A 22940-nucleotide genomic window follows, 5' to 3' on the forward strand; every position below is an offset into this window, starting at 1 on the left:
GCGAGGCAATATGGTGGAGGCAAATGACAGGGCCGGCGTGATCGCGCCGCCGCCCGTGATCGCGGCCGCGACGCTGGCGCTGGCCTTGCTCCTCGAGTGGCTGTGGCCGAGCGGGGTATCGGACTGGCTCGGCCTCGGCCTTCGCCTGGCGATCGCCGCCGTATTGGCGCTCGCCGGCGGCGCGCTGGCAGTCGCGGGCGAGCGCCGCTTCGCCGAGGCCGGCACCGATCCGCTGCCGTGGCGGCCCGCCTCCGCTCTGGTGACGGACGGCCTCTACCGCCACCTGCGCAACCCGATGTATGTCGGGCTCGGCCTGCTGATGCTCGCCGTCGCGGTCGGCTTCGCCTCGGTATGGCTGCTCGCGCTGCTGGTGCCGGCCAGCCTTCTCCTCCATCACGGCGTGGTGCTGCGCGAGGAACGTTACCTCGAGGCCAAGTTCGGCGACGACTACCGGCGCTTCAAGGCGCAAGTGCCGCGCTACGGTTGGCCGCCGCGGCGGGGCGGCTCGAGCACCCGCCCTTAAAGCTTGCGCCCGGCGGCGCTGACGGCAGCCGCCTCGGCGGCGCTCGCCCGCACGGTGGCGCGCAGGCCGCCGCGGGTCTCGACCGGCGGCCGCCAGCCGGTGGCGAGCAGCTTGCCGGGATCGACCACCAGCTCGCCGCCGATACGGTCCCACAGCACGCTGCGCTCGTTGGTGCGCAGCAGGATCTCGAACGGGGCGGGCGGCGCCGGGCTCCCCGGGGCCGGGCGGCCGGCCGCCTCGCGCAGGATCGTGATCATCTCGGCGAGCGTGATCGGATCGGGATCGGCGACCACATAGGTCTCGCCCAGCGTCGCCGGGTTGTCGAGGCAGAACACCAGCGCATCGACCAGATTGTCGAGGGCGAGCAGCGAGCGGCGGTTGGAGAAGGCGGCGGCCGGCAACGGCCAGGGCGATGCCGAGATCCGCATCAGCAGCGCCATGTTGCCCTTGACGTGCGGGCCGTAGACGAGCGCCGGCCGCAGGATCGTGAAGGGGATGCGGGTGGCGCGCAGCTCCGCCTCGGCGGCGAGCTTGGCCCGGTCATAGGCCGTCACCGGGTGCGGCTCGTCGGCTTCGCTGACGGCATGGGTCGCCGAGGCGCCGGCCTGGGCGCCGATCGACGAGACGAAGACGAAGCGCTGGATCGGTCGGCCCATGCAGGCACGGGCGAGCTCGCCGGTCGCGCCGCGGATCACCCGGTCGTAGCCGGCGTCCTCGACGCCGCTGCGATGGGCCATGCCGGCGAGGTGGACGACCTCGTCGACGCCGGCGAGCAGCGGGGCCCAGTCGACATGGTCGGCGAGGTCGGGCAGGGGCGCGGGCTCGATGCGGTCGCCGCCCCGGATGCTCGCCGGCGTGCGGGCTGCCGCCCGCACCAGCCGCCCGGTCGCCGCCAGCGCTGGGACCAGCGCGCGGCCGACAAAGCCTGTGGCTCCGGTGACGAGGACGCGTCGCGTCACGGCGGGTCTCGCCCCGGTGCGCCCGTCGAGGCCGGTGGCGCCGACATGTCCGCGGCCGCAAGCATCCCGGGCCGGACCGGACCGCCCGATCCTGCCAGTCGCCCCGTACCCGCCACCTGAGCACCCATGACGATCCTACCGGCGCGACTGGCCGTTCGACACATCGGCGCGCGCGGTTGCTTTGCTTCGGCCGGCGAGACTCTCGCGCCGCGATGTTGCGAGTTAATCACAACGCGCAGCAGGCCGGTAGCAGATCCGGTTGATTTGCCCGTCCTGTTTGCAGTCCCGCGAGGCCCACCGAGGGAGGACGCGGCCCCCGGCGGGGAGAGGCCGGAGGCCGCGTCAGACGCCGTTCCGGGCGGGAACGGCGGGGAGCTCGGCTGCCGTGGGAGCGGCAGGGTGGAGAGGGCGAGGCGGGCCGGAGAACGGCTAGAACGGCAGGATCACGTCGAGGAGCTGCTGGCCGTAGCGCGGCTGCTGCACGTCGGTGATCTGGCCGCGGCCGCCATAGGCGATGCGGGTCTCGGCGATCTTGGTCGAATCGATGGTGTTGTCGCTCTGGATGTCCTCCGGGCGGACGATGCCGGCCACGATCAGCTCGCGAATCTCGAAGTTGACGCGGATCTCCTGGCGCCCCTCGACGACCAGATTGCCGTTGGGGAGCACCTGGGTGACCACCGCGGCGACCGTGGTGGACAGCTCCTCCTTGCGGTCGATGGTGCCCTTGCCGTCGCTCGATCCCGACGAATCGGCGGTCAGGATGCGGCCCGGCAGCGGGGCCACGGCGGTGTTGAAGGTCTTGGTGCCGATGAAGTCGGTGACGCCGGAGTTCTCGGCATTGGTGCGGCTGCGGCTGGTCTCGTTCTCGTATTTCGCCTTGTCGGTGATCTTCACCGTGACGGTCAGGATGTCGCCGACCTGGTGGGCGCGCTGGTCCTTGAAGAAGGCGCGCGATCCGTTCCGCCACAGCGAGTTGGGGTTGTAGACGGCCGGCTGCGGCGCCGGCATCGGCATCTGCACCGGCTTGTAGCCCGGCTGGGCCGTCGGGTTCTCGATCGCGCGCAGCGCCGGCTGCTCGCCCACATTGGCGAGCCGGTCGATCGCCGAGCATCCGCCCGCCAGCGCTGCGGCGAGCAGGGCCGCGGCCGTCGCAGCGTGGCGCGGAAGGCCGGGTTTCGTCTTGATCTTACGCATATGTCCTCACTCGCCGGGCTTCGGCGCGACAGGCGCCGGGTCGGACGTCTCCAGGGATGCGGCGGCGACCAAGCGCGACGTCGTCGTGACCAAAGTGATCTGGCCGGCGCCGGTCACGACGCCTTGCACGGTCCGCTTGGATTGCAGGTTGACGGCCGTCACCATGTCGCCCTCGGCACCGGCCTCGAGCGCCTTGCCGCGGGTGGTGAGCAGCAGGCCGGGCGCCTCGTAGATCAGCGTCACGGTCTCGTCGCGGCGGATCAGGTCGGGCTTCATCAGGTCGTTGCGGCGGACCGGCTGCCCGGCGCGCAGGGCCTGCCTGGCCGCGAAGCCGGCGACCCGCTCGCTGGCCGGGGCGGCGTCGGTCGGCAGCTCGGCCTTGGGCCGCCGCTCGATCATCACGTCGGTGCCCTTGATGACGTCGCCGCGCTGCATCGAGCGTGTCGTGACCACCGCCTCCACCATCTCGACCAACGTGCCCGTGAACCGCAGCGGCACGCGTCGCGCCGCCAGGCTGCCCGGCACCTCGAAGGTGATGTCGAAGCGGGTGCTGCGGGGATCGTAGCTCGACCGCGCGATCACCAGGTCGCCGCTCGCCGTCGCCTCCACGGCGAAGGAGCGGATGTCGCGTTCGACCATGAGCGTCAGGTTGGCGGCATCGCCCAGGCCGTACTGGCCCGCAAAGGCCTGCACGATACGCGACTGGATCTCCGCCGCCGTCACGATCCGGCCGGCCCGGGTCACCTCGACGGCGGCGATGTCGCCGACATCGACCCGGAACAGCCGGTAGGGCCGCAGGGCTTCCATCACCTGCGCGGTCGAGACGTTTCCCGTGGTTCCGACGTCCGGAGCCCGGAACACCGGGATGGTGGCGAGCGATCCGGCATGCTCGACGAGGTCGCCGATCCGCACCAGCGGGTCGCTGATCACGACGCTGCGCTTGAGCACCGGGATGGCGACCGCCTGAGTCGTGCCGTTCTCGGCGGCGGTCCCGGTCGACGGGACGAGCGGGCCGGCGAGTGCGGCGGCGAGGCCCGTGAGAGCGGCGGCGGCGACGAGGCTGCGGCGTGTCATGGTCAGTCTCCTCACGAGCGCAGCATGTTGGTGCTGGTCTGCAGCATCGTGTCGGTCGCCGAGATCACCTTGGCGTTCATCTCGTAGGCGCGCTGTGCGGCGATCAGATCGGAGATCTCGGTCACGGCCTCGACATTGGCCTGCTCGAGATTCTGCTGAAGCAAGTCGCCGAGGCCGTCCACCGTGGCGGTGCCGTCGGTGGGCGTGCCGGAGGCGGTCGTCTCGACGAACAGGTTGTCGCCGACCGGCTGCAGGCCGGCCTTGTTGATGAACCGCGTCAGAGTGATCTGGCCGAGCACCTGCGCCGTGGTGGTTCCCGGGATCGTCACCGAGACCTGGCCCTGCGAGTTGATGGTGATCGAGGTCGCGTTGGTCGGGATGGTGAGGCCGGGCTGCACCAGGTAGCCCTGTGCCGTGACGATGCGGCCCTGGTTGTCCTTCTCGAACGAGCCGTCGCGCGTATAGGCGTAGGTGCCGTCCGGGAGCTGGATCTTGAAGAAGCCTTCGCCCCGGATGGCGACGTCGAGATCGCGCCCGGTCGACAGCGGCGTGCCCTGGGTCATGATCCGGGGCGTGCCGACCGTCTTGACGCCGGAGCCGATATCGACGCCGACGGGCAGGATGTTGCCCTGGTCGGACGTCTGGGTGCCGACGCGCCGCACGTGCTCGTAGAGAAGATCCTGGAACTCTGCGCGCTGCCGCTTGTAGCCGGTGGTGCGCATGTTCGCGATATTGTTGGAGATGACCTGGACGTTCAGCTCCTGGGCCATCATGCCGGTGGCGGCAGTGTGAAGGGCTCGCATGGCGTGGTCTCCTCAGGGCCGCTCAGGTCGGGACGTCGGCGAGACGTTCGATCGCCGATTTGCGCATGTCGTTGTGTTGCTGAAGCAGGTTGGCGACGTTGGTGTAGGTCCGCGTGATCTCCATCAACCGGGTGATCTCCATCACGCTGTTGACGTTCGACTTCTCGATCGCGCCCTGCACCAGCTTGACCGGGAAGCCGGCCGGCTGGGCGCCGCCCGCCGGGGCGGCGAAGTTGTTGGCGCCGTCCTTCTGGAGCTGCTGGAGGTTGGCGAAGGTGACCAGCCGGAAGCGGCCGCGCTGCGAGCTGATCTTGTTGTCGGCGCCTTCGAGGACGCTGACCCGGCCGTCCGGCGTGATCGAGATGTTGCGGTCGAGCGGCTGGAAGACGATCGGGCCGGCCTCGCCCATCACCGGCGAGCCGTCCATGGTGACGAGCTGGCCGCGGGTATTGATCTGCAGGGCGCCGGCGCGCGTGTAGCGCTCGCCGTTCGGGGTCTGCACCACCAGGAAGGCGTTGCGGCCGTCGATGGCGACGTCGAGGGGATTGCCGGTCTGCTGGATCGAGCCCTGGGCGAGGTCGTGCCAGGCCATGCCGTCCTGGACGAACCGGATGGGGCGGTCGCCGCTGCCGAACCGGTTCTCACGTGCGGTCGGCGACAGATACTCCTGGAACAGCCCACGGTCGGCCTTGAAGCCGCTGGTGTTGCTGTTGGCGATGTTGTTGGCGACCACGTCGAGGTCGCGCTGCAACGCCATCTGGGCCGACAGCCCGACGAGAGCTGCGTTCGCCATCGATCTCTCTCCCCTCGACCGGCGCGATGCTCTCCCAAGCGGCGCTCCGGCATCCGTCGCGGCGGCTCTCCCAAACCGACGCTCCGGCCTTCCCGAAGCAGCCGTCGTGCCAACGCGAAAAACCTCGGAAATTCAGTGATTTCGTTGGTTAAGGCTGGGTTGCCGGCCGGCAAGATGCGCCCGCAGGGACGTCCACCCGGCAAATTGTGCCGTGCCGAAGAGGCCTCGGAAAGTTTCCGTTAACCATTTGGCCCCTAGTGTGATCTCGCGGCCGGAACCGCGCCCCCGTGACCGATTCCCGCGCGAGGCGGTCACGTCGCGAGCGCGAGGCGGTCAGGGGCAGTGCGATGGCGGACAAGGGCAAGAAATCCGAGGAGGCCGATGCGACGGCCCCCGAAGACGGCGAGAAGCCTGCGAAGGGCAAGCTCCCGATCAAGCTGATCGCGATGGCGGCCGGCGGGCTGCTGGTGCTCGGCGGCGGCGGCTTCGGCGCCTACAAGTTCCTGGCCGGGGGCGGCGATCACGGCGATCACGCGCCCGCGGCGCCGGTCGTCAAGCCCGCCGTGTTCTTCGACGTGCCCGACGTGCTGGTGAACCTGTCGAGCGCCAACAACGAGCGCACCCAGTATCTCAAGGTGAAGGTGGTGCTCGAGCTCTCCGACGCGAAGCTCAAGGAGCAGCTCACGCCGCTGATGCCGCGCCTGCTCGACATGTTCCAGACCTATCTGCGCGAGCTGCGGCCGACCGATCTCGACGGCTCGGCCGGCCTCTACCGGCTCAAGGAGGAGCTGACCCGCCGGGTCAACGCCTCGATCGCGCCCAACCGCGTCAACGCGGTCCTGTTCAAGGAAATCGTCGTCCAGTGACGAGCCGGGGCCCGCGCCATGCCACCTGATGTGACCGTCGACCAAGACGCCCTGGCCGCACAATGGGGCCTCGCGCTCGAGAACGAGACGCCGGGCGAGGGGAACCAGAGCAAGGAAGGTGAGGTCGACGAGCAGTTGGCCGCCCAATGGTCGGCCATCATCGACGAGACCAACGAGGGCGGCTCCGGCAAGGCGAGTGCCGAGCGTACGCTCGGCCAGGAGGAGATCGACGCGCTGCTCGGCTTCAGCGTCGCCGACCTGACGCTGACCGACAACTCCGGCATTCGGGCGATCATCGACTCGGCGATGGTCTCCTACGAGCGCCTGCCGATGCTGGAGATCGTCTTCGACCGGTTGGTCCGGCTGATGACGACGTCCTTGCGCAACTTCACCTCCGACAACGTCGAGGTGTCGCTCGACCAGATCACCTCGGTTCGCTTCGGCGACTATCTCAACTCGATCCCGCTGCCGGCCATCCTGGCCGTGTTCAAGGCGGAGGAGTGGGAGAACTTCGGGCTCTTCACGGTGTCGTCGGGCCTGATCTACTCGATGATCGACGTGCTGCTCGGCGGCCGTCGCGGCCAGACCTCCGTCCGGGTCGAGGGGCGGCCCTACACGACCATCGAGACCGACCTCGTCAAGCGCATGATCGAGGTGGTCCTGGCCGACGCCGAGCTCGCCTTCAAGCCGCTGTCGCCGGTCAAGTTCAACATCGACCGCTTCGAGACCAATCCGCGCTTCGCGGCGATCTCGCGGCCCGCCAACGCCGCCATCCTGGTGCGCCTGCGCATCGACATGGAGGACCGCGGCGGCACCGTCGAGCTGCTGCTGCCCTATGCGACCATCGAGCCGATCCGGGACGTCCTGCTGCAGATGTTCATGGGCGACAAGCTCGGTCGCGATCCGATCTGGGAAGGCCATCTGGCGACCGAGATCGGCCAGGCCGAGATCTCCGTCGACGCCGTGCTGTACGAGGCGTTCATCCCGCTGCGCAAGCTGATGGAGCTCGACGTCGGCGACACGCTGCCGCTCGACCTCAAGCCGGAGGCGCTGGTCTCGATCCGCTGCGGCAACGTCACCTTGACGGAGGCCCGCATGGGCCGGGTCGGCGACCGCGTCGCCGTGCGGGTCGCCAAGCCGCTGCGGCGGCCGAAAACCACCTTCGCCATGTTCGAGTCGGCCGGGGAATCCTCGAAACGCTTGGAGGCGTCGACGTGACACACTGGATCGGATTCGCCATCGAGGGTCTGGTCGCGGTCCTGCTGCTGCTGACCATCGTCTACTGCGTCGTGCTCAACTCCAAGCTGCGCCGACTCAAGGCCGACGAGCATGCGCTCAAGGCCACCATCGGCGAGCTGATCACGGCGACCGAGATCGCCGAGCGGGCGATCGCCGGCCTCAAGGTGACGGTGCGCGACGTCGACCAGAACATCGGCGAGCGGCTGCGCACCGCCGAGCGCTTCGCCGCCGACATCTCCCAGCAGATCGAGGCCGGAACCACGGTGCTCGACCGGCTCGCTCAGATCGTCGCCGCCTCGCGGCCTGCGCCAACACCCGCGCCCGTGCCCACACCCACACCCGCGCCGGCGCCGGCGCCCATCGTCGTCGCCGAGACGTCCGATCTGGCGGTCGCCTCGCCCGACACCAGGGCCGTGCTCGCCGCCGCCCAGGCCTTCGCGCAGCGGACGCGTGCGCGCTCCAGAGGTCTCGCCGCATGAGCCTGATCCGCGAGCTGCGACTGATCCCGGTCGTGCTGTTCGCGGCCGTCTGCCTGCTCGCCTTGAAGGTGCTGGGATTCGTGGTCGACGGCGGCATTCCGACCGGCGGGTTCGAGGCGCCGGTGGGGCCGCGCGTCCCGGTCGGCATCGTCGACCGCACCGGAACCCTGCGCTCCGATCCGGCGGCGGGCGGCCGCGGCTCGTGGGCGAAGCAGATGTTCAACTTCCCCGACATCACCGGCTCGGTGCCCGAGGTGACCGGGTCTTCGGCTCCCCCCAAGCCGAAGGAGGAAGCGAAAAAGCCCGGCCCGGCCAATCCCGAGCCCAGCCCCGGCGGCACCCTTGTGCCGATCCAGCCGGCCACCATCCCGCCGGGCGAGCGCGCCTTGCTGGAACGGCTGCAGGAGCGCCGCCAGGAGCTGGAGGCGCGGGCCCGCGAGCTCGAGGTGCGCGAGAGCCTGCTGCGCTCCGCCGAGAAGCAGCTCGAGATGCGCATGCAGGAGCTGAAGGACACCGAGGAGCGCATCAAGGCGGCGACCCAGCAGAAGGAGGAGGTGGAGACGCAGCGCCTCAAGGGCCTCGTCACCATGTACGAGAACATGCGGGCCAAGGACGCCGCCAAGATCTTCGACCGGCTGGAGATGCGGGTGCTGCTCGACGTCTCGACCCAGATGAATCCGCGCCGGCTGTCCGACGTCCTCGCTCTGATGACGCCGGAGGCGGCCGAGAAGCTCACGGTCGAGCTCGCCAATCGCGCCACCGCCTCGGTGCGCACGCCGCTGCCCAGCGAGCTCCCCAAGATCGAAGGCCGCACCAAGACGCAGTAGCGTCGAGTGATGCCGTATCCGGCTGATCACTCGGTGGTCATTCCGGGACGGCGCGGAGCGCCGGACCCGCAATCCATGCGCCCTGTGCTGATTGCTCATCGAGACAGGGGCTATGGATTCCGGGCTCGCTGCTTCGCAGCGCCCCGGAATGACGCGCTGTCGGCATTCGCCCGCAAATGCGCGACCAGCGCGCGTGCCGGTGGGGCGAGGCCGTCTAGCCGGCGCATGCCGATCATCAGGCGGCGCTCGCTCCAGCGATCCGCGAGGGCGACCGGTACGATCGCCATGCTGCGGCGGCAGCGCGCTGCGGCGGCGGCCGGCACCACGGCGACGCCGATGCCGGCCTCGACCATCCGGCACACTGCGTCGAAGCCCTGCACGGCGACGCGCAGTGCCAGCGGCCGGCCGGCGCGGGCCGCGTGGCCGGCGAGATGGCGCTGCAGCGCGCTGTCGCCGGCGAGCCCGACGAACGGCTCGGCCGCGGCCTCGACGAAGCCGATGCGTCTTTTGCGCGCCAGCCGGTGCCGGCGCGGCACCACCAGCACCAGCCGGTCGACCGCGAAGGGAAAGCGTTCCAGCGCCCCGAGATCGACGCTGTCGGCCGCGATGCCGATGTCGGCGCGCCCCGCCATCACGTCGCGGACGATGTCGTCGCTCGGCCGCTCCTCGACGTCGAGGTCGATGGCCGGATGGGCCGCGAGCCAGCCCGCCAGCACGGCCGGCAGGAACTCCGCCAGCGCCACCGTGTTGCTGACCAGGCGGACACGCCCCTTGAGGCCGCGCGCATGGGCGTCGAGTTCCCCGCGCAATGCCGCGACGTCGGCGAGCACGCGGCGGGCATGATGCAGCAAGGCCTCGCCGGCGGCGGTCGGCCGCACGCCGCGTCGGCCGCGCTCCAGGAGCGCGACGCCGAGCGTCGCCTCCAGCGCACGCACCCGCGCGCTCGCCGAGGCGAGCGCCAGATGGACCTCGTCGGCGCCCCTGGTGATGCTGCCGCGCTCGGCGACGGCAATGAACAGGCGCAGGTCGGTGAGGTCGAGCGACAATTTTTGGCTCCGGTCCTGCAGGCCCTGCGGTGAAAGGCGTGGCATCAGCCTTCGGCCGGACCGAAGGCTCGCTCGGCGCCTTCCACATTGTCGCGCCGGCGCGTCTCGATCAAGCTCGGGCCATGGATCATCTCGGGACTCTCGCGATCGGCGCCGCCACCTTCCTGCTCGCCGGCCTGGTGAAGGGCACCATCGGGCTCGGCCTGCCGACCGTCGCCATGGGGCTGCTCGGCCTCGCCGTGTCGCCGGCGATCGCCGCCGCCGTGCTGGTGGTGCCGTCGTTCGTCACCAATGCCTGGCAGATGCTGTCGGGGCCCGCGCTGGCGCCGTTGCTGCGCCGGCTGTGGCCGATGCTGCTCGGCGTCGTCTTCGGCACGCTCGCCGGCTCGCGGCTGTTCGGCCTGGCCGGACCGGGCGCAGCGGCGCTGCTCGGGGCGGCGCTCGCGGCCTACGGCGTCGTCGGGCTCGCCAAGGTCCGGCTGCCGAGGCCGACGGCTGCGCGCGAAACCTGGCTCGGGCCGCTGGTCGGCGTCCTGACCGGCCTGGTGACGGCGGCGACCGGCGTCTTCGTGCTGCCGGCCGTGCCGTATCTGCAGGCGCTCGGGCTCGACAAGGACGACCTCGTGCAGGCGCTCGGCCTGTCCTTCACGGTGTCGACCGTGGCGCTCGGCGCCGGCCTCCTGCAGGCGCAGATCCTCGACTTCGCCCTCGCCGGCGCGTCGCTCGCCGCGCTGCTGCCCGCCGCGGCCGGCATGGGGCTCGGCCAGCTTCTTCGCGCGCGGGTGAGCGAGGCGACGTTCCGCACCGTGTTCTTCGCCGGCCTGCTGGTGCTCGGCGGCTACGCGCTGCTGCGCGGGCTCGCCTGAAAAGCCGGCTGGGCGGCGGGTAGAAAACGATTGCCGAGAACACGCGTGCCGTGCTTTTTCTCGGGCTTGATCAACGAACGGAGCAGCCCATGAATTTCGGCGAAGCAATCGCGTCCGGGTTTCGCAACTATGTCGGTTTTCAAGGCCGCGCCCCGCGGTCGGAGTACTGGTTCTGGGTTCTGTTCGTGATCCTGGTCAGCATCGCGACCGGGATCATCGATGCCGTCCTGTTCGGCACCGGAGGCGTCTCTCCGACCAATGCGCTCGCCTCGCTGGCGCTGTTCCTGCCCGGCCTTGCGGTCGGCATCCGCCGCCTGCACGACATCGACCGCACCGGCTGGTGGATGCTGCTGGTGATCACCGTCATCGGCGCGCTGGTGCTGCTGGTTTTCGCCTGTCAGCGCGGCACGCCGGGCCCGAACCGCTTCGGCCCCGATCCGCTGGAGCGGATGTGATCGTATCTCCGCCCTCACCCTGAACCGCGGAACGGCGTTTGCGAAAGTTCCTCGGTCGTTCCGGGGCGGCGCGAAGCGCCGAGCCCGGAACCCATAACCCCTGTATTAATAAGCAATCGGCACCGGGGGTATGGATTCCGGGCTCGCGGGCTTTCAGCCCGCGCCCCGGAATGACGGAGGTGACCTCGTGATCGCCGCTACCCCTGCTTCAGCCCGGCGCGGACCTCTTCCTCGATCAGCGTCCAGATGCGGTCGACCAGAGCGACGAACTCCGGGCTGCGCTTCAGGTGCAGGCTGCGGGGGCGGGGCAGGGGGACCGGGATCTCCTCGCGGATCGTGCCGGGCCGGGCCGAGAACACGATCACGCGGTCGGACAAGAAGACGGCCTCGTCGATCTGGTGGGTGATCAGCAGCACGGTCTTGCGGGTCTCCTGCCAGATCGACAGGAGCTCGGTCTGCATGATCTCGCGGGTCTGCGCGTCGAGCGCCGCGAAAGGCTCGTCGAGCAGCAGGATCTTCGGATCGACGGCGAGCGCGCGGGCGACGTTGACGCGCTGGCGCATGCCGCCCGAAAGCTGGTGCGGGTAGTGCTGCTCGAAGCCCTGCAGGCCGGCGATATCGATGAATCGCTGTGCCGTCCGGTGGGCGTCGGCCTTGGCCACGCCGGCCAGCGTCAGCCCGTAGGCGACGTTCTCCACCACGGTCTTCCACGGCAGCAGCGAATCCTGCTGGAACACCATGGCGCGGTCGGGCCCCGGCCGGTCGACCTCGCGGCCGTCGACCAGGACGCGGCCGCCAGTAGGCGCGATCAGGCCGTCGACGATGCGCAGCAGCGTCGACTTGCCGCTGCCGCTCGCCCCGACGATCGAGACGAACTCGCCCTCGGCGACCGTCATGTCGATGCCGCGCAGCGCCTCGACCGAGGGCTTGTCGCGCCTGGTGAAGACCTTTCCGATTCCCTCGACCCGCAGGCGGATGGCGTTGCTCATTCCTGCCTCCAGGGCGCGAGGTGCCGCTCCAGCGCGGCGAACAGCACGCTGCCGGCCAGCCCCATGGCGCCCAACACGATGACGTAGCCGAGCACCCGGGCGGTATCGAAGGTTTGGCTCGCCGACAGGATGGCGAAGCCGAAGCCGGCGAACGAGCCGAAGAACTCGGCGACCACGATGCCGACCAGCGCGCGCGCCCACGCCACCCTGATGCCGCTGACGATGAAGGGCAGCGCGTAGGGGAACGTCACGGTCGAGAAGATCTGCAGCGGCGTCGCGTTGAACGAGCGGGCCGCCTCGACGAGCTGCTTGTCGGTCGCCCGCAGGCCCGCCTCGGTGGTCACCACCACGGGAAACACCGCGACCATGATGACCAGCACGAATTTCGACGCGAAGCCGAGGCCGAGCCAGGCGATGAACAGCGGCGCCAGCGCGATGATGGGCACCGAGTTCAGCGCGCTGAGCACCGGTCCGCCGGTGAGCGAGAGCATGCGGCTCGACGCCAGCGCCAGCCCGACCGCGACCCCGATCGCCACCGACACCATGAAGGAGGTGACCACCGCCGTGACGGTGGCGACAGCGTTGGTCCACATCGCACCCTGCTCGACCTCGCCGGCGAGCGCGACGGCGACCTCGGCAGGCGGCACCAGCAGCAGGCGGTTGGTGACCAGCATGGACACCACCTGCCAGATCAGCAGCACCAGCACGGTCGACAGCGCCACCCGGGCGAAGCCGGCCGCCCTTGTGTCCTGCTCGAGGAATTCGTACAGCCGTCGCACTGTGCCCCCCGCCCCCGGTCCCCCGGTCGCCTACTGGTAGCGGGCGCGGGCCTGCTTGCCCCAGCCCTTCTGGCCGACCACCTTGCCGTCGACATAGACGGTGCGGCCGCGCACCAGGGTGCGCACCGGCTTCGCCTTGAAGCGGCGGCCCGCATAGGGCGACCAGCCGGTCAGGCTGAGCACGTCGGCGTCCTTGATCTCGTATTCCTTGTCGAGATCGACCAGCACCAGATCGGCGTCGTAGCCCGGCATCACGTCGCCCTTGCGCTCCAGCCCGAACAGCTTCGCCGGCTTCGTCGACATCGCCTCGACGGCGCGCTCGATCGGGAACTTGCCCTCCAGCGCGGCGGTGAGGAACATGCTGACATAGAACTGCGTCGACGGCGTGCCGGTGTGCGCCTTCCAGCCGTCGATCCAGCCGATCTCCTTCTCCTCGCGGGTGTGCGGGGCGTGGTCGGTGGCGACGATGTCGATGGTGCCGTCGGTAAGGCCTTCCCACAGGCTCGGCACGTTCTTCTCCGGCACCCAGTAGGACAGCGCGTAGGAGCCGAGCCGCTGGATCGCGCCCCAGTCGCAGCCGAGGAACAACGCCCACGGATTGATCTCGCAGGTGACCTTCTGGCCGGCCGCCTTGGCGCGGCGGATCAGGTCGACGCTGCCGGCCGTCTGGGTGTGCAGCACGTGAAGGTGGCAGCCGGCGGCCTTCTGCAGGCGCAGGAGCGTGGCGATGGCGGTCTCCCAGATGACGCCGTCATGCGCCGCATAGGCCTTGGCGTAGGCGAGCGCGTCGCGCTCCTGGCGCTCCCAAAAATCCTTCTCGATGACGTCCATCAGGGCCTGGTCGTGCGGATGAACCATCAAGGGAATATTGACCTCGGCGCAGTGCTGCATGATCTCCAGGATCTTGCCGTGGTCGTGCACGCCGATGCCCGGCATGTGCGGGTACGAGCGGCCGGTGTCGACCACCATGAAGATCTTGAACGCCGCGATGCCCTCCTCGGCCATGCGCGGCATTTCCTCGGCGATGGTCGGGGCGGGGTTGAAGTTCCAGTCGACGACGGCGTCGCGCTCGTAGATGGCGAACTGCTTCTTCAGGAGGTCGAGGCTGTTGGGCGGCGGGGTGACGTTCGGCATGGCGACCGAGGTGGTGACGCCGCCGGCCGCGCATTGCATCGTCGAGGTGTAGATCGTGTCCTTGTACTCGAAGCCGGGCTCGCTGCCTTCGCGGTGATGCGAGTGCATGTCGATCACGCCCGGGATGACGGCGAGGCCTGAGGCGTCGATGGTCTCGGCGGCGGCGGGCTCCTGGCCCGGCTCGTAGAGGCCGGCGATCTGGCCGTCCTTGATGCCGATGGAGGTGCGGCCCTTGTTCTTCGCCGTGATCAGCAGGCCGTTCTTGATGACGCAGTCCATGGAGAGCTCCCGGGTTCGGGTCAGTTCGGTGGGATTTTAGGGGAGGGGCGTGTGGGCGGGACGGCGCTGGCGCACCGTGTCGAGCACCTCGGCCACGAATGCGCGCCCGAGGCCGCGGGTGATGAAGACGATCTGGGACTTGCGGTCGGCGGTGGGCCATGCGGGGAGCACGGCGGGGGGATGGAACAGGTGCTGCACGGCCTGCAGCACCACCGGGCGGGCCTCGCCGGCGATGTCGAGGATGCCCTTGACGCGCAGAAGGTCGGCGCCGTGCGCCATCACCAAGGCGTCGAGCCAGGCGGCGACATGCTGCCAGTCGAGCGGCTCCGTGTAGGTGAGACAGAACGAGCCGATCTCGGCGTCGTGCCGGTTGATGTCGTGGTGGTGATGACGGCCGTGGGCGCCGTGGTGATGCCCGTGCTCGTCGTGCTCGTCGTCCTCGTCCGCATAGGCCTCGGCATTGAGCCAGGCGAGCGCGTCGGCGCTCTTGGTCGCCGGATCGTAGATGTCGGCCGCCGTGAGCTCGGAGGGCATCGGCATGCGGTCGGGGCGCGACACGTGCAGGCGGGCGCCGGGATTGAGCGCGTTCACGCGCGCCGCGAGCCGCGCGGTCGCATCGCCGTCCGCGGCCAGGTCCGTCTTGGTGACGACGATCTCGTCGGCGACGGCCGCCTGCTTGAGCGCCTCCTGGTGGGCCGACAGGGTGGCGAGGCCGTTGACGGCATCGACCGTGGTGACCACCTGGGTCAGCCTGTAGCGGGTGGCGACCGGCACGGTCATCAGGGCCTGGATGACGGGCGCGGGGTCGGCGAGCCCGGTGGTCTCGATCACCACCCGGTCGAAGGCCCGCACCGTGCCGGCGCTGCGCTTCTCGGTCAGCTCGCGCAGCGTGTCGACGAGATCGCCGCGCACCGTGCAGCACAGGCAGCCGGTCGACAGCTCGATGGTGTTGTCGCTGCTCGCCGCGATCAGCGCATGGTCGATGCCGACATCGCCGAACTCGTTGACGATCACGGCGGCGCCGGCCAGATCCGTGGTGCGCAGCCAGGCGTTCAACAGCGTCGTCTTGCCGCTGCCGAGGAAGCCGGTCAGCAGCATGACGGGCAGCCGCTCGTCTTTCGGGTCCGGCATCGGGTCGGGGCTCACGGGGCGGCGAGAAAGCTCGGGTCGTAGTAGCGCGACAGGTCGAACGGCTTGGAGGAGGCCGGGTTGGCGCCGATCGCCTGGTCGATCTTGATGATGTTCTCGAGCCCGGCGGCCGTGACCTCGAGGTTCTTCCCGATCGCCTGCTGCTGCTGGATCATGAACGCGTAGGAGTCGGCGCAGGTGTCGCGGTCGGTCTTGGTGTAGGCGGCCAGGATATCGATCGCCTTGTCCTTGTTGGCCGGGTCGTAAATCCACACGGCGGCCTTTTGCAGCGCCTTGGTGAGGCCGACGGCGGCGGCGCGGTTCTTCTCGGCCCACGGCTTGTTGAGCACCAGCGGCGTCTGGACGTAGGGGTCCGTGTAGACGTCGAGCACCTTCATGCCCTGGCGGATCGCCAGCGTGTCGAACGGCGCGATCAGCAGGGCGCCCTGCACCTGCCCGTTGCCCAGCGCGACGACGCGGTCGCGCGAGTTGGTCAGCGCCACCATCTTGACGCCGCGCGGATCGACGCCGAGCCGCTGGAGCTGGTAGCGCAGCAGGTTGGCGGTGCCGCCCTCGACGGCGCCGGCCGTGACCGTGGTGCCGTCGAGCTGCTTCGGCGTGGTGATGCCGGTGCCGCCGACCAGCCGCAGGATGGTTTTGCCCAGGATGGCGCCGCTGATCACCACCGGGGCGCCCTGGTCGACCGCCCGGATCACCACGTCGCCGAGCGACATGCCGGCCTCGACGCTGCCCGACGACACCGCCTGCAGCAGCGCCGGGCTCGATCCCGCAACCAACTCCTTCACGACGACGTTGCGTTCAGCGTAAAATCCCAGATCGCGGGCGACGGCGTGCAGCCAGAGCAGGGCGCTCGGCGCCAGCACGGCGACCCGCACCTCGGTCGGCGCCTGGGTCGTTTGCTGGGCGTGGGCCGGCAGCGGCGCCAGAATGGCGGCGAGGACGAGGGCGAGGCAGCTCAGGGTGCGGGACGCGATTCGCATGGCCGAGATCTCCTCAGAGGCGGCGTTGCCGGGCCGAAGCCCGGGTGAGCGCGGTTGTCACTATATGACAAATTGTAGTATAGTCAAAAGACGCAAAACCGAGCACCCAGCTTAAATGTCGTCCATGAACGGTCCAGCGCGAATTCTCGCCGTCCTGCAGCTCTTCGAGACGGAGGGCCCGGTGCTGACGGTCGACGGGATCGCCCGCGGCCTGTCGCTCTCGACCTCCACGGCTTATCGCAGCGTTCGTGCGCTGGTGAAAGCCGGCTTTCTCGATCCGGTGGCGGGGGCGGGCTATGCGCTCGGTCCGGCCTTCATCCGTTACGACCGGCTGTTGCGGCAGAGCGACCGGCTGAGCCTGATCGCCGATCCGGTGATGCGCGAGGTGCTCGAGTCGGTCGGCGAGCGCGGCACCATCCTGCTGTGCCGGCGCTTCCGCGAATGCGTCATGTGCGTCCACGAGGTGCGCGGGCGCGAGCCCTTCGCCGAGACCACCTACGAGCGCGGCGTCGCCATGCCGATGTTCGTCGGCGCGACCTCCAAGGCGATCCTCGCCTATCTGCCCGACCGGCTCCTCAAGGCCGCCTATCTGGCCAACGAGCAGGCGATCCGTGCCTCGGGGCTCGCGACCTGGCCGGATTTCAAGGCGAACATGCGGGAGATCCGGCGGCTCGGCTACGCGCTGACCGATTCCGAGGTGGCGCAAGGGCGGATCGGGCTCGCCGCGCCGATCTTCCGCAACGGCCAGGTGATCGCCGGCATCAGCCTGGTGGTCACCTCCTCGGTGATGAGCCGCGTCAAGGTCGACGCCTTCGTGCCGGACCTGCGCCGTGCCGCCGAGATCATCAGCCAGCGCGTGTCCCGCGACGCCATCGCGACGCCGCGGTGAGGGAGGTTGTCGCCGCGCAGCTCTTCGTCGCGCGGAAGATGCCCCGATCTCCGCTCATTCCCGCGCAAGCGGGAATCCAGGCCTTCGGCGGGGCTCCTGGGTCCCCGCTTTCGCGCTACGGGATGCACACATCGCTTGCCATGCATGAGAGCGTCATGCGCGGGCTCGACCCGCGCATCCATCGATTTTCGCAAAAATGCTTTGTTCGCAGGATGATGGATCGCCGGGTCAAGCCCGGCGATGACGACGGTGGGGAAGGCGCTCTTTTTGCCGTACCACCAGATGGTCTCGACAAAACGAGATCTGTGCATGCCCTAGCGCTTTCGCGGGGACGAGCGGATTCAGCGGCCTTGGCGCTACCGTCCCCCCGGCGGCTTGGCCGCGAAGGCGGAGCCGCGCACGCAACAGCGGCCGGTCTTGTCCTGCCACAGCCGCTCGGTCGCGTGCAGATGGCCGATCGCGCGGGCGACGGTCTGGAAGTCGTAGCTGGCGAACGCCTCGGCGATGTCGGTGTAATACATCGGCTCGACGGCGATCTTCTCCAGGATCCTCTCGGCGAGCGCGGCCACCGCCGCGTCGCTGCCGCTCTCGCCGGCCGGATCGGCCTTGCCGGCGACGTAGTCCGCCACCTTGGCCGTGTCGGCATAGGCGTAGGTGATGCGCTCGTAGGCCTCGCGCTGGGCGTATTCCGGGATCGTCGCGTCGATGCCCATCTTGGCGCCGGTCGGCACCACACCCGGCGCCGTCGGGTAGAGGCTCGGATCGAGCGGCTTCGCCCGCGCATTGGAGACGATCATCACGTCGCGGTCGGCCTGCACCCTGGTGGCGATCGCCCACTCGACCTCGGCCGGGTCGTTGACGTCGATGTCGTCGTCGACCACCACGACGTGCTTGAGGTCCATCACCGAGAGGGCGGCCAATAGCGCGGTCTTGCCTTCGCCGGGCTGCTTCTTGATCGACACGACGGCGTGCCAGAAGGCACAGCCGCCGAGCGTGACATTGATGTCCTTGACCACCACGCCGGCGGTCCTGAGCGCCTGACGGATCGCCGCATAGCGGGTCGGCGCCGCCAGCCAAGTGTTCTCCCACGGCATATGCAGGGCGTAGTAGACCGCGTCGCGCCGCATCGCGACCGCCTTGATGCGGACCAGCGGGTTCCAGTGCAGCCCGCCCATCAGCCGGGTGAACTCGCCGAAGCGGCCCTCTGGATTGGTCCAGCCGGTGGGCAGGATCTCGGCCTCCAGCACGATCTCGGCGTCGGCGATATAGGGCACGTCGATGGTCTCGCAGGGGGCGAGCTGCACCGGCGAGCCGCGCAGGCCGCCGGCGATCGCCATCTCGTCGACCCCGAGGGGCGCGCGAAAACCCGAGCCGGTGATCTCGAACGGGTGGGTGCCGATGCTGATCGAGATCGGGCAGGGGCGGCCCGCCTTGTAGGCTCGGTCGGCGAACAGCCGCATGTTGTTCGGCGTGACGATGTCGATGCCGGTGAGATTTTTCTCTTTGACGATGAAGCGGTAGATGCCGCTGTTGAAGCCGAGTTCCGGGTCGTGCGCGATCACCACGCCGGCCGTGATCATCGGGCCGCCGTCGTAGATCGACGACATCGGGATCGGCAGCCGGAACAGGTCGACCTCGTCGCCTGTCATCACCACCTCGCGGGTCGGCGAGCCGGCGACCCGCACGGGCGGAATCGGCTTGTCGGTGGCGGCCTTCAGCCGGTCCTCGATGTCCCGATAGGTGGCGGCGCGAAGCGACATCATGGCGCGCTCGCGGGTGCGGATGATGCCCGAGACCACCGGCGTGCGGTATCCGATCACGTCGTGGAAGAACAGCGCCTTGTCCGACTGGTCGACCAGCGTGGCGATGTGCCGGATGTCCACCGGCTGGCGCAGGTCGACCATCTCGCCGGCCTCGCGCAGCCGGTCGAGGAACTCTCGGAACGTCTCTTGCATACGGGGCTCCGGGATATTTCGGGGGGCGGACGCAACCTGGTGTCGACGACCGCGCGCCGCGATCGTACAACCGCACGATCGGGCGACGGCGCACCCTCCGAAGCCAGATCCGTGCCGCTTCGCCATGCGCGCGGCACGACTTTGCATATCAGGCTGCCTGGGTTAATCAAGGGCGCGGAACGCCCGTACGGGGACGAAAGCCCGTACGAGGACGAAGAGGAGACGAAGGCTTTGAGCGGGACGATGCGAGCACTGGTGCTGCGCCAGCACGGCACTCTCGACGACCTCGACTATGTGACGGACCATCCGCGGCCGACCGTCACGGAGGGGCACGTCGTCATTCGCGTGCGCGCCTCCTCGTTCAATTACCACGATGTGTTCACGGTGCGCGGCATGCCGGGCATCAAGGTGCCGTTCCCGGTGGTGATCGGCCTCGACATGGCCGGCGAGATCGCCGAGGTCGGGCCCGGCGTCGGCGGCTGGACCGTCGGCGACCGCGTGCTGGTCAATCCGGTCAACAAGAAGAAGGGCCTGATGGGCGAGATGCTCGACGGCGGCATGGCGGAATATTGCCTCGTGTCGGCCGATCAGCTCATCGCCATGCCGGCCGACGTGACCTTCGAGCAGGCGGCGGCGCTGCCGGTCGCCTACGGCACGGCGCACCGCATGCTGATCACCCACGACACCGTCAAGGCAGGCGACAGGGTGATCGTGCTCGGCGCCTCCGGCGGCGTCGGCACCGGCTGCGTGATTTTGGCAAAAATGCTGGGCGCCGAGGTGATCGCCTGCGCGTCGAGCGACAGCAAGCTGAAGCGCCTGACCGAGATGGGCGCCGACCAGGTGATCGACTACACCAAGACGGACTTCTCGAAGTGGGCGGTGGAGCGCTACGGCAAGCCGCAGCGCCGCACCTATGACGGCGGCGTCGACGTGGTGATCAACTTCACGGGCGGCGACACCTGGGCGCCGTCGCTCAAATGCGTCAAGCGCGGCGGCAAGATCCTGGTCTGCGGCGCGACCGCGGGCCACGATCCCAAGGAGGACCTGCGCTACATCTGGAGCTTCGAATTGAAGATCATCGGCTCCAACAGCTTCTACGACGACAACCTGAAAGGCCTCATGGATCTGATCGCGGAGAAAAAGCTCGCGCCGGTGATCGACACGGTGCTGCCGCTCGACCAGGCCCGCGAAGGCCTGCGGCTGATCCAGGACCGCGAGGTGATCGGCAAGGTGGTGATCACGCCATGAGCCACGACCTCACCGCCGAAGACGTCGACGCGATGATCACCAAGGGGCCGTTCCACCAATGGCTCGGCCTGAAGGTGACGGCGCTCACCGACGACGGGATCGAGATCCGCGCCACCTGGCGCGAGGAGTGGAAGGTGCACCCGGAGCGCCCCTACACGCATGGCGGCATCCTGGCGACGCTGCTCGACCTCGCCGCCGACTGGGCGCTGGTGAAGAGGACCGGGCGCGGCGTGCCGACCATCGACCTGCGGGTCGACTATCACGCCGCGGCGATGCCGGGCGACCTGGTCGTGCGCGGACGCATCGTCAAGGCCGGCAGCCAGTTCTCCACCGCCGAGGCGCAGATCTTCGACCTCGAGGGCAAGCTTTTGGCGTCCGGCCGGGCGACCTACTTCACGGGCGCCGTGGCGGCGAAGCCGAAGGGATGATGCCGTGGCGACTACATAGGCCTCGGTCATTCCGGGGCGCCGCGCAGCGGCGAGCCCGGAATCCATACACACGGACCGGGGTTATGGGTTCCGGGCTCGCGGCCTGCGGCCGCGCCCCGGAACGACGGAGTGAAAGCGGTTCGACCTCGTGTTGGCGACAGGTTGCGTATGGCTCATGATCCGAAAAATCTCGGCGATCTGATCCGCCGCGACCAGGATCTCGGAAAGATCGCCGTGATCGATCTCGGCGGCGAGGAGACGCCGCGCGAAATCTCCTATGCGGCGCTGGACGCAGCGGCGAACGGCGTCGCCCGGGCGCTGCTCGCCCGCGGTTTCGCCCGCGGCGAGCGCGTCGCCATTCTGTCGGCGAACCGGTCCGAATATCTCGCCGCCTATTACGGGATCATGCGGGCGGGCCTCGTCGCCGTGCCGGTGAACTTCAAGTTCCCGCGCGCCACCATCGCGTTCATTCTGAAGGATAGCGGCGCCAGGCTGGTGTTCTGCGATTCGGCGCGGCGCGACGACTGTCCGCCGGATCTGCCGGTCGTCTGCTTCGGCCGGCATGGCGCCGAGAGTTTCGAGGGCTTTCTCGATCCCGGCCCGTTCGCGGCCGTGGTGCCGCACGACGCCGAGCCCGCCATGTTCCTCTACACGTCGGGCTCGACCGGCGTGCCCAAGGGCGTGGTGCTGTCGCACCAGAGCCATCTGTGGGTCGTCAAGGCGCGGTCGAAAGGGCTGGACCTCTCCGGCCATCGCTTTCTGATCGCAGCGCCGCTCTACCACATGAACGCGCTGGCTTTGGCCAAGCTCGCCTGCGCGGCGCACGCCACCATGGTGCTGCTGCCGCAGTTCACGGCCGCCGCCTATATCGAGGCGATCGGCCGCTTCAAGGCGACCTGGCTCACCGCCGTGCCGCCCATGATGGCCATGATGCTGCGCGAGCACGAGCTTTTGGCACGCACGGATCTGTCCAGCGTGAAGCTCATCCGCATGGGCTCGGCGCCGGTCAGCGCCAGCCTGATGGAGGGCATCCGCAAGCTGCTGCCGCACGCCGTGATCACCAATGCCTACGGCACGACCGAGGGCGGCCCGGTGGTGTTCGGGCCGCATCCGGACGGCCTGAAGCAGCCCGACACCTCGGTCGGCTATCCGCATCCCGAGGTCGCGGTGCGCCTCGTCGACGGCGACGATCGCGACGCCGCCGAAGGCGCGCTGGAGATGAGGTCGCCGGCCATCATGAACGGCTATCACAACCGTCCCGACCTGCCGCCGCCGATCACGCCCGACGGCTTCTACAGGACCGGCGACGTGTTTCGGCGCGACCACGACGGCTTCTACACCTTCGTCGGGCGCACCGACGACATGTTCGTCTCCGGCGGCGAGAACATCTTTCCGGGCGACGTCGAAAGAATGCTGGAGCGCCATCCCGACGTGGCGCAGGCCGCCGTGGTGCCAGTCGACGACGAGATCAAGGGGCAGAAGCCGGTCGCCTTCGTCATTCCGCGCGCCGGCCGGCATCCCGACGCCGAGGAGATCAAGCGCTTCGCGCTCGCCAACGCGCCGGCCTATCAGCACCCGCGCTTCGTCTGGTTCGTCGACAAGCTGCCGCTCGCCTCGACCAACAAGATCGACCGCGGCGCCCTGCACAGCGATGCCGAGGCGCGGCTGGCGAAGAGCCGGGGCTGAGTGGAGGGAGTTCCGCCGGAGTCACACACTCCGCTCATTCCCGCGCAAGCGGGAATCCAGAGGCCGCGCACCCCGGGGCTCTGGGTCCCCGCTTTCGCGCTACGGGATGCACACATCGCTTGCCATGCATGAGAGCGTCATGCGCGGGCTCGACCCGCGCATCCATCGATTTTCGCAAAAATGCTTTGTTCGCAGGATGATGGATCGCCGGGTCAAGCCCGGCGATGACGACGGTGGGGAAGGCGCTCTTTTTGCCGTACCACCAGATGGTCTCGACAAAACGAGATCTGTGCATCCCGT

General features: G+C 69.2%; 23 protein-coding genes. 11 read left to right on the forward strand and 12 right to left on the reverse strand.

The genetic code is table 11. The features are described from left to right. Positions 1–10: 10 nt before the first annotated feature. A complete protein-coding gene (locus tag HXX10_RS01500; protein WP_296519566.1) occupies positions 11–523 on the forward strand; it encodes an isoprenylcysteine carboxylmethyltransferase family protein in 513 nt (170 codons plus the stop codon). Here HXX10_RS01500 and HXX10_RS01505 read toward each other — a convergent pair. The 5 genes from HXX10_RS01505 to flgF form a co-directional block, all read right to left on the reverse strand. Further along, a complete protein-coding gene (locus HXX10_RS01505; RefSeq protein WP_296519567.1) occupies positions 520–1482 on the reverse strand; it encodes an NAD-dependent epimerase/dehydratase family protein in 963 nt (320 codons plus the stop codon). The two genes, HXX10_RS01500 and HXX10_RS01505, sit on opposite strands and share 4 nt — an antisense overlap. A gap of 429 nt (positions 1483–1911) precedes the next feature. Then, positions 1912–2676, reverse strand: coding sequence for a flagellar basal body L-ring protein FlgH (gene flgH, locus HXX10_RS01510; protein ID WP_296519568.1), 765 nt, complete (start codon positions 2674–2676; stop codon positions 1912–1914). Between the two features lie 6 nt (positions 2677–2682). Next, the gene (gene flgA, locus HXX10_RS01515; RefSeq protein WP_296519569.1) at positions 2683–3750 is read right to left on the reverse strand and encodes a flagellar basal body P-ring formation chaperone FlgA; all 1068 of its coding nucleotides are present in this window, start codon (positions 3748–3750) and stop codon (positions 2683–2685) included. 11 nt (positions 3751–3761) lie between these two features. Continuing rightward, positions 3762–4553 carry a flagellar basal-body rod protein FlgG gene (flgG, locus tag HXX10_RS01520; RefSeq protein WP_296519570.1) on the reverse strand — a complete coding sequence of 264 codons (792 nt, stop codon included), beginning with the start codon at positions 4551–4553 and terminating at the stop codon, positions 3762–3764. A gap of 22 nt (positions 4554–4575) precedes the next feature. Then, the gene (flgF, locus tag HXX10_RS01525) at positions 4576–5346 is read right to left on the reverse strand and encodes a flagellar basal-body rod protein FlgF (RefSeq protein ID WP_296519571.1); all 771 of its coding nucleotides are present in this window, start codon (positions 5344–5346) and stop codon (positions 4576–4578) included. A gap of 347 nt (positions 5347–5693) precedes the next feature. On the opposite strand from flgF, the gene fliL reads away from it, so the two are divergent. From fliL to HXX10_RS01545, 4 genes are read left to right on the forward strand one after another with little or no spacing between them, the layout of a single operon-like run. Then, positions 5694–6212 (forward strand): flagellar basal body-associated protein FliL, encoded by a 519-nt coding sequence (fliL, locus tag HXX10_RS01530; RefSeq protein ID WP_296519572.1) that lies wholly within the window; start codon positions 5694–5696, stop codon positions 6210–6212. Between the two features lie 18 nt (positions 6213–6230). Next, positions 6231–7430 carry a flagellar motor switch protein FliM gene (fliM, locus tag HXX10_RS01535; RefSeq protein ID WP_296519573.1) on the forward strand — a complete coding sequence of 400 codons (1200 nt, stop codon included), beginning with the start codon at positions 6231–6233 and terminating at the stop codon, positions 7428–7430. Further along, the gene (locus HXX10_RS01540) at positions 7427–7930 is read left to right on the forward strand and encodes a DUF6468 domain-containing protein (protein WP_296519574.1); all 504 of its coding nucleotides are present in this window, start codon (positions 7427–7429) and stop codon (positions 7928–7930) included. Before fliM ends, HXX10_RS01540 begins: the two co-directional genes overlap by 4 nt. After that, positions 7927–8757 (forward strand): flagellar protein FlbB, encoded by an 831-nt coding sequence (locus HXX10_RS01545; protein WP_296519575.1) that lies wholly within the window; start codon positions 7927–7929, stop codon positions 8755–8757. The genes HXX10_RS01540 and HXX10_RS01545 overlap by 4 nt, the downstream gene beginning before the upstream one ends. A 110-nt stretch (positions 8758–8867) precedes the next feature. Here HXX10_RS01545 and HXX10_RS01550 read toward each other — a convergent pair whose 3' ends face one another. Then, complete coding sequence (locus HXX10_RS01550; protein WP_296519576.1) at positions 8868–9848, reverse strand: LysR family transcriptional regulator; 981 nt, start codon at positions 9846–9848, stop codon at positions 8868–8870. A 77-nt stretch (positions 9849–9925) separates the two neighbouring features. On the opposite strand from HXX10_RS01550, the gene HXX10_RS01555 reads away from it, so the two are divergent. Together HXX10_RS01555 and HXX10_RS01560 are read left to right on the forward strand one after the other, a co-directional pair. After that, positions 9926–10669: a sulfite exporter TauE/SafE family protein gene (locus HXX10_RS01555; RefSeq protein WP_296519699.1), complete on the forward strand. Its 744-nt coding sequence runs from the start codon at positions 9926–9928 to the stop codon at positions 10667–10669. A gap of 89 nt (positions 10670–10758) precedes the next feature. Next, positions 10759–11124, forward strand: coding sequence for a DUF805 domain-containing protein (locus HXX10_RS01560; protein ID WP_296519577.1), 366 nt, complete (start codon positions 10759–10761; stop codon positions 11122–11124). A gap of 197 nt (positions 11125–11321) precedes the next feature. Here HXX10_RS01560 and HXX10_RS01565 read toward each other — a convergent pair whose 3' ends face one another. From HXX10_RS01565 to HXX10_RS01585, 5 genes are read right to left on the reverse strand one after another with little or no spacing between them, the layout of a single operon-like run. Beyond that, positions 11322–12113 carry an ABC transporter ATP-binding protein gene (locus tag HXX10_RS01565; RefSeq protein ID WP_296519578.1) on the reverse strand — a complete coding sequence of 264 codons (792 nt, stop codon included), beginning with the start codon at positions 12111–12113 and terminating at the stop codon, positions 11322–11324. Beyond that, the gene (locus tag HXX10_RS01570; protein WP_296519579.1) at positions 12110–12892 is read right to left on the reverse strand and encodes an ABC transporter permease; all 783 of its coding nucleotides are present in this window, start codon (positions 12890–12892) and stop codon (positions 12110–12112) included. The genes HXX10_RS01565 and HXX10_RS01570 overlap by 4 nt, the downstream gene beginning before the upstream one ends. A gap of 30 nt (positions 12893–12922) precedes the next feature. Further along, positions 12923–14305 (reverse strand): dihydroorotase family protein, encoded by a 1383-nt coding sequence (locus HXX10_RS01575; protein ID WP_296519580.1) that lies wholly within the window; start codon positions 14303–14305, stop codon positions 12923–12925. A gap of 36 nt (positions 14306–14341) precedes the next feature. After that, positions 14342–15436 carry a GTP-binding protein gene (locus HXX10_RS01580; protein WP_296519581.1) on the reverse strand — a complete coding sequence of 365 codons (1095 nt, stop codon included), beginning with the start codon at positions 15434–15436 and terminating at the stop codon, positions 14342–14344. 11 nt (positions 15437–15447) lie between these two features. Continuing rightward, positions 15448–16434, reverse strand: coding sequence for an ABC transporter substrate-binding protein (locus HXX10_RS01585; protein WP_296519582.1), 987 nt, complete (start codon positions 16432–16434; stop codon positions 15448–15450). A gap of 115 nt (positions 16435–16549) precedes the next feature. Between HXX10_RS01585 and HXX10_RS01590 the strand changes: the two genes are divergently transcribed. Further along, complete coding sequence (locus tag HXX10_RS01590) at positions 16550–17323, forward strand: IclR family transcriptional regulator (protein WP_296519583.1); 774 nt, start codon at positions 16550–16552, stop codon at positions 17321–17323. Positions 17324–17679: 356 nt separating this feature from the next. On the opposite strand, the gene HXX10_RS01595 is transcribed toward HXX10_RS01590, so the two are convergent. Further along, on the reverse strand, positions 17680–19278 hold the full coding sequence (locus tag HXX10_RS01595; protein WP_296519584.1) for a UbiD family decarboxylase: 1599 nt from the start codon (positions 19276–19278) through the stop codon (positions 17680–17682). Between the two features lie 243 nt (positions 19279–19521). Between HXX10_RS01595 and HXX10_RS01600 the strand changes: the two genes are divergently transcribed. The 3 genes from HXX10_RS01600 to HXX10_RS01610 all read left to right on the forward strand — a co-directional run bounded on the left by HXX10_RS01600 (position 19522) and on the right by HXX10_RS01610 (position 22640). Then, complete coding sequence (locus HXX10_RS01600; RefSeq protein WP_296519585.1) at positions 19522–20526, forward strand: zinc-binding dehydrogenase; 1005 nt, start codon at positions 19522–19524, stop codon at positions 20524–20526. Beyond that, positions 20523–20954 carry a PaaI family thioesterase gene (locus HXX10_RS01605; RefSeq protein WP_296519586.1) on the forward strand — a complete coding sequence of 144 codons (432 nt, stop codon included), beginning with the start codon at positions 20523–20525 and terminating at the stop codon, positions 20952–20954. Before HXX10_RS01600 ends, HXX10_RS01605 begins: the two co-directional genes overlap by 4 nt. A gap of 168 nt (positions 20955–21122) precedes the next feature. Beyond that, positions 21123–22640 (forward strand): class I adenylate-forming enzyme family protein, encoded by a 1518-nt coding sequence (locus HXX10_RS01610; RefSeq protein ID WP_296519587.1) that lies wholly within the window; start codon positions 21123–21125, stop codon positions 22638–22640. The last annotated feature ends 300 nt before the right edge of the window (positions 22641–22940 follow it).

Source organism: Rhodoplanes sp. (assembly GCF_013377085.1).
GTDB lineage: Bacteria > Pseudomonadota > Alphaproteobacteria > Rhizobiales > Xanthobacteraceae > Rhodoplanes.